The organism is Kitasatospora sp. NPDC093558 (assembly GCF_040683475.1).
Lineage (GTDB): Bacteria > Actinomycetota > Actinomycetes > Streptomycetales > Streptomycetaceae > Kitasatospora.
This window is the reverse complement of record NZ_JBFBDY010000422.1, coordinates 1-5,549: the sequence shown is the minus strand read 5'-3', so window position 1 is coordinate 5,549 and position 5,549 is coordinate 1. Positions and strand designations below refer to the sequence as shown.

Annotated in this window: 5 protein-coding genes; 1 reads left to right on the top strand and 4 read right to left on the bottom strand. The window is 74.0% G+C overall.

Annotation, left to right across the window (positions count from 1 at the left end):
* Window positions 1-40: 40 nt before the first annotated feature.
* Complete coding sequence (locus AB0O00_RS28060) at window positions 41-1,000, bottom strand: M28 family metallopeptidase (protein ID WP_363656375.1); 960 nt, start codon at window positions 998-1,000, stop codon at window positions 41-43.
* 294 nt (window positions 1,001-1,294) lie between these two features.
* Window positions 1,295-1,969 carry a response regulator transcription factor gene (locus AB0O00_RS28055; protein ID WP_363656373.1) on the bottom strand — a complete coding sequence of 225 codons (675 nt, stop codon included), beginning with the start codon at window positions 1,967-1,969 and terminating at the stop codon, window positions 1,295-1,297.
* Between the two features lie 421 nt (window positions 1,970-2,390).
* On the opposite strand from AB0O00_RS28055, the gene AB0O00_RS28050 reads away from it, so the two are divergent.
* Window positions 2,391-4,637 carry an ATP-binding protein gene (locus tag AB0O00_RS28050; protein ID WP_363656371.1) on the top strand — a complete coding sequence of 749 codons (2,247 nt, stop codon included), beginning with the start codon at window positions 2,391-2,393 and terminating at the stop codon, window positions 4,635-4,637.
* Between the two features lie 85 nt (window positions 4,638-4,722).
* Here the strand turns inward: AB0O00_RS28050 and AB0O00_RS28045 are convergent, their stop codons facing one another.
* Together AB0O00_RS28045 and AB0O00_RS28040 are read right to left on the bottom strand one after the other, a co-directional pair.
* A complete protein-coding gene (locus AB0O00_RS28045; RefSeq protein WP_363656369.1) occupies window positions 4,723-4,920 on the bottom strand; it encodes a hypothetical protein in 198 nt (65 codons plus the stop codon).
* Between the two features lie 156 nt (window positions 4,921-5,076).
* On the bottom strand, window positions 5,077-5,549 hold a 473-nt coding region (locus tag AB0O00_RS28040), incomplete at its 5' end, for a cupin domain-containing protein (RefSeq protein WP_363656367.1).

Here is a 5,549-nt window from a genome sequence, read left to right as displayed (position 1 = left end):
GGCGGACCGGCACCCCCGGTTGCTCTGCGGGCCCGAAGCCTCAACTCCCGGTGGCCGACAGCGTCCAGATCGCGTGGGCGACGGCGTCGGTCATCCGGCCCAGTGCGGTGTCGTCGATGTTGGCGCTGGTGTCGCACGCGGCGTGGTAGCAGGCGTCGAACGCCTGACCTGCGGTGCCGCCCCACTTGGCGGCCTGGTCGGCCGTCTTGATGTAGTCGGCGCCGCTGAAGAGCCCGCCGACGCGGATGCCCGCGTCCTGGAAGGGTGCGTGGTCGGAGCGTCCGTCGCCCTCGAAGTCCTGCTCGGTGGCGATGCCGCGCGCGGCGAACCAGTCGCGGAACAGCGCGTCCAGGGCCGGGTCCTGGCGGTAGGTGAAGTAGCCGGGGTTCGGTGAGCCGATCATGTCGAAGTTCAGGTAGGCGTCGATCGCCGAACGGTCGGCGGCGGAAAGGCCGTTGACGTAGTTCCGGGAGCCGACCATGCCGTTCTCCTCGGCGCCCCACCACGCGAACCTGAGGTGCTTGGCGGGCTTGAGCCCGGCCCGCGAGACGGCCAGGGCGGTCTCCAGTATGCCCGCCGTGCCGGAGCCGTCGTCGTTGACGCCGGGGCCGGCCTGGACGGAGTCGAGGTGGGCGCCGGCCATCACGACGTGCGCGCTGTCGCCGGACGGCCAGTCGGCGATCAGGTTGGCGCCGCCCGCGCCCCCGTCGTCGAACTGCTGGACGGTGGTGGTAAATCCGGCCGCGTCCAGCTGTGCCTTCACGTAGTCGAGGGAGGCCTGGTAGCCGGAGGTGCCGTGGGCGCGGTTGCCGCTGTTGGCGTCCGCTATGGACTGCAGCCGGGCGAGGTGGGCCTTGACGTTGGCGACGGGGATGCCGGGGGCGTCCTGAACGACCGTGGGGGCGAGGGGCTTTGCCCATACGGCCGGGGTGGCCGGAGCGGCCGCGCCGGCGGGGACGTACAGGGCGGCGGCGAGCAGGCCGGCCAGGGTGGCGGGCAGGACTGCACGGCGTAGAGCTGTGCGGCGAAGAGCGGAGCGGCGGAGGCGGAGGCGGAGGCCGCGCAGGGTGCGCTCGGTCACGGGGGGCTCCAGGTTCCGGTGGGGCAGAACGGGGGAAGGCGGAACCTCGCGGACGGGCACCGGAGTTGGGGGCTCCGGGCGGAACACCTGGTGCGGAGTCATGACGTGCCGCGGCCGCAAGGTTGACGCGTTCATGAGGATCTGCCCGAGCCCCCGGGCCGTCAAGGGGTGGCGCAGCGGCTCGGCGGGTGGCGCAGGGGCCGGCCGGGACGGTCAGCCGTCGCCGAGGCCCATGTCGCGGGCGCGGGCCACCGCCTCGGCGCGCGTGCCGACGTGCAGCTTCTCGAAGATGTGGGTCACGTGGTTGCGCACCGTCTTCTCCGCCACCACGAGCTCGCGCGCGATCCGCCGGTTGTCGAGGCCCCGCGCGACCAGGTCGAGCACTTCGGCCTCGCGTGCGGTCAGCTCGGGGAACAGCTGCCCCGCCTCACGCATCCGCGCGCCCGCCAGCAGTTCGGCGATCCGTCCCGCCACCTCGCCCCCGAACACCGCGCCGCCCGCCGCGACCGTCCGCACCGCGTGCAGCACCTCCTCCCGGCCGGCGCCCTTGACCAGGTAGCCGCGGGCACCCGCCTGGAGGGCGGCGAGGAGGTTCCCGTCGTCGTCCGACATCGTCAGCATCAGCACGGGCGGGGCCTGCTCGCGCCCCGACAGCGCCCGGAGGGCCTCCAGGCCGGAGCCGTCGGGCAGCGAGAGGTCCATGATCACGACGTCGGGCGCGGACCGCTCGACGGCCCCCGGCACCTCGGCGATCCGTTCGGCCTGCGCCACGACGGAGATGCCCTCGGCGCTCTCCAGGGCCGCCTTCAGGCCTTCGCGGAACAGCGGGTGGTCGTCGACGACCAGGACACGGACGGGCCTGACGCCCTGCGGCTCTTCCGATGACAGCAGACCCGGCTCCGGCGCACGGGACTCCGGCGACGCATCGGATCCCAGCACATGGGACCCCGACGGCGCACTGGACTCCGACGCACTGGGCGCCGACGCGCTGGACTGCGGCCCGTCGGGCTGCGGCTCCTCCACCCTGTGTTCATCCACCCGGCCGACACTACCAGCGACATTCTCGTGACTTTCCGTGACATGCTCGGGGATCATCCGGGCGGCTGACCGACAGGACGGGCGAGGTGGCCCGGACCGGGCGGCGGACGAGACCCCTGCCTCATGCGCCCGGGACACCGGGCCGCCGAGACTGGAACGCGGCCCGCGGAGCGGCGACCACCCGTCGACGTCCCGCGTCAGGAGCCCCGAGCCACCGAAGCCCACGTCCACCTTCGAGCCTTCGAGCCTTCGAGGCGGTGCCATGACCACGGTGTCCTCTCTCCGGCCGCGGACGGCGGCCCGGCAGCAGCTCACGGCGGCGGCGGTCGTCACGGCGGTCTGCGTCGTCGTCGCCACGGCCTGGATCTGCTACGTGCTCGCCCACCTGGGGGACCCGAGCGTCGTCACGCCCAGGAACGAGCTCGGAATCCTCATCTACGCCCTGCCGACCGCCGGCGCCGGGATGCTGCTCCACGCCCACCGCCCCGGCAACCCGCTCGGCTGGGTGATGCTGCTCTACGCGGTCACGCTCATCCTGCCCAACGCGGCCGCCGCGCCCGTGACCGTCCAGATCGACGACCCCGGGGTCGTCGGTGCGGCGGCGGTGTTCCAGGTCCTCTGCGACACGGTCAACTCCACGCTCTTCTACGTCCTCCCGCTCTGGCTGCCCGCCGGGCGCCTGACCACGCGCCGCTGGTGGTGGTACATCGCCGCGGTCGCACTCTGGGTGGTCCCGGGCTCGATGTCCCTCCTCGCCAGGCCCGAGGTGTTCGACCGCCCCAACCCGCTCGCGGACACCCCGCCCGCCCGGTTCTTCGGCACGATCGAGGACCACCTCTACGGGTACTCGGACGCCGTCAACTACCTCCTCATCGGCATCGCCGCCGTCGTCCTGCTGGTGCGGCTCTTCCAGCCGGCCGGCCCGGCGGCCGAGCAGCGGCAACCCGCCCCGCGACACCGGGCGAACGTCGCCGCGATGCTCGCCGCCTACCTCTTCTGGGCCGGCATGCAGGACTTCTACCGGCGGATGTACCGGGAGGCGTACTGGCTCAGCTACGCGCTCTTCGCCGCGGCCGGGCTCGCCTGGGCGGTGGCCGTCGGGTACCTCGTCATCCGCGACCGCGGCTGGCGGCTCGACCGCGCCGCGCGCAGCGTCCTCGCCGGACTGCTGCTCGCCACCGGGATCACCGCCCTGTTCGTGGTGCTCGCGGCCGTCCTGTCCGGCTGGCTGGCGCCGGGGCGCGGCGGACCCGCACTGGTGCTGATCGCCCTCGTGTTCACGCTCGGTGCCGGCCTGCCCCGGGCCACCCGGTGGGCCGTCACGCTCGTCGACCGGCTGTACTACGGCGAGCGGGCGCAGCCGTACCAGGTGCTGCGGCGGCTCGCGGGGCGGGTGCGGCAGGTCGTCGACCCCGAGGCGCTGCCGGCCGCGCTGTGTGCGACGGTCGCGGAGGAGTTGCGGCTGCCCGGCGTTGCGCTCACCGTCAGTACGCGGGCCGGCCGGCGAACGCTCGCCTCGGTGGGGCGGCTGGACGGGCGGGAGCAGGGCTTCACGCTGGTCCACCACGGCCGGGAGATCGGCGAGTTGACGGTCGCGCTGCGGGACGGCGAGGAGCACCTGGACCCGAGCGACATCGACATCCTGCGTTCGCTGGCCGACCAGGCCTCGCCCGCGGTCGCGTCGCTGCGGCTGCAGGAGGACTTGCAGGCGAGCCGGGAGCAGATCGTCGCGGCGAGGGAGGAGGAGCGGCGCTGGCTGCGCCGCGACATCCACGACGGACTCGGTCCGGCGCTCGCCGGGCTGCGGCTTCGGGTGGACAACGCGGCCTCGGCTCCTGCGAGTTCGGCCCCGACGGGTTCGGTCGCTTCGGTCGCTTCGGTCGCTTCGGACGGTTCGGACGGTTCGGACACTTCGGTGACCGCGGTGACTTCAGGGGCTTCACGGGCTTCCGGGGTGGACGGCGACCTCTCCGGGACGCTGCGCGCGATCTCGGCCGACCTCGGGATGGCGATCAAGGAGGTCCGGCGGATCACCGAACGCCTCGGGCCCGCGCCGCTGGGCGAGTTCGGGCTCACGCGCGCGGTGCGGCAGCTGGCCGGGACGTTCAGCGGCGCCGGGCTGACGGTGACGGCCGACGTCTCGCCGGACCCGTTGCCCGAACTGCCGGCGGCGGTCGAGGTCGCGGTGTACCGGATCACCGCCGAGGCGCTCAACAACGTGCTGCGGCACGCCCGGGCACGCCACGCCAGGGTGACGCTGCGAGTGGACGCGGAGGCGGTCACCCTGGCCGTGCAGGACGACGGGGTGGGGCTCCGGGAGCAGACGCCCTGGCGGGACGGTGACGGCGACGGCGGGGTGGGGCTGCGGTCCATGGCGGACCGGGCCGCCGAGATCGGGGGCCGGTGCACCGTCGAACCGCTGCCGCAGCACGCGGGCACCGAGGTGCTGGCGACGCTGCCACGCTCACCGTCCCGAGGACGGGCCGTGGACGGTGCGGACTCCGCGCACGGGGAGTGACGGGCGGCCGGACAGCCGGCCGCATCACGGCCCTCGGTGCCGGCTGCACCGAGGGCCGTCGGAGGGCCGGGGACGTGGCCGGCTGTCAGGGCCGCCGGGGCTTGCACTTCTGGCCGAGCTGACAGCCCTGCGGCGACTCCCCGATGTCCGGCGCCGAGCCGGTGCCGGACCCCGTCGCCGATGCAGGCGAGGTGCAGGCGTTCTTCAGCGCGACTGCTGCGGCGATCGCGCCGACGGCGGCGCCGGCCACGCAGAGCGCCTTCGCGGTGGTGTTCGTTGCCATGAGTGGTACTCCTCCGCTTCTTCGGAACGGCCGAGCCGATCGATCGCTCACCCACCACTGTGCGCACGACTGTGGCCCGGCCGCATGGGATCGCCGTCCCATTCCGGTCCCACAGGACCGGTTCCGGCGGCGGGGTTCCGGAGGGACGGCGATGGCTCAGCGCGACGAGCGGGCGCGCAGCCGGTCGCTGTCGGCAGGGTGGCCACCGGCTGGGTCCGGAGCTCCGACGCGGCCGAACAACGCCGTGACCGGCCCCTGCGGACCAGCCCGGAATCCGTGCCGCTCCCCCGCCCGGACGTAGACCAAGTCACCGGGGAGGAGTGCGACTTCGCCACCCTCGGCAAGGAGCGTGCCGGTGCCGGACATGACGAGGATGAACGCGTCCGACGTCGCATACCGGAGCGGCTCGTGGCCTTCGCCTGCGGCGAGGGTCATCGGCGTGACGGCGACCGTCCGCCGGGCTCCCCGTTCCGATGAACTCCTGCGCTGGGCCGGGACGTTGGCAGCCATGGCGGACCGTACCGGCTGGACGGTGAGGATCGCCGTCGGCGCGCCCCGGAGGGCGGTGAGGCGGCAGGCGCTGCCGGGCGGGTGGTGGAGCGCCTCGCCCGGGCCGAGGATGCGGCCGG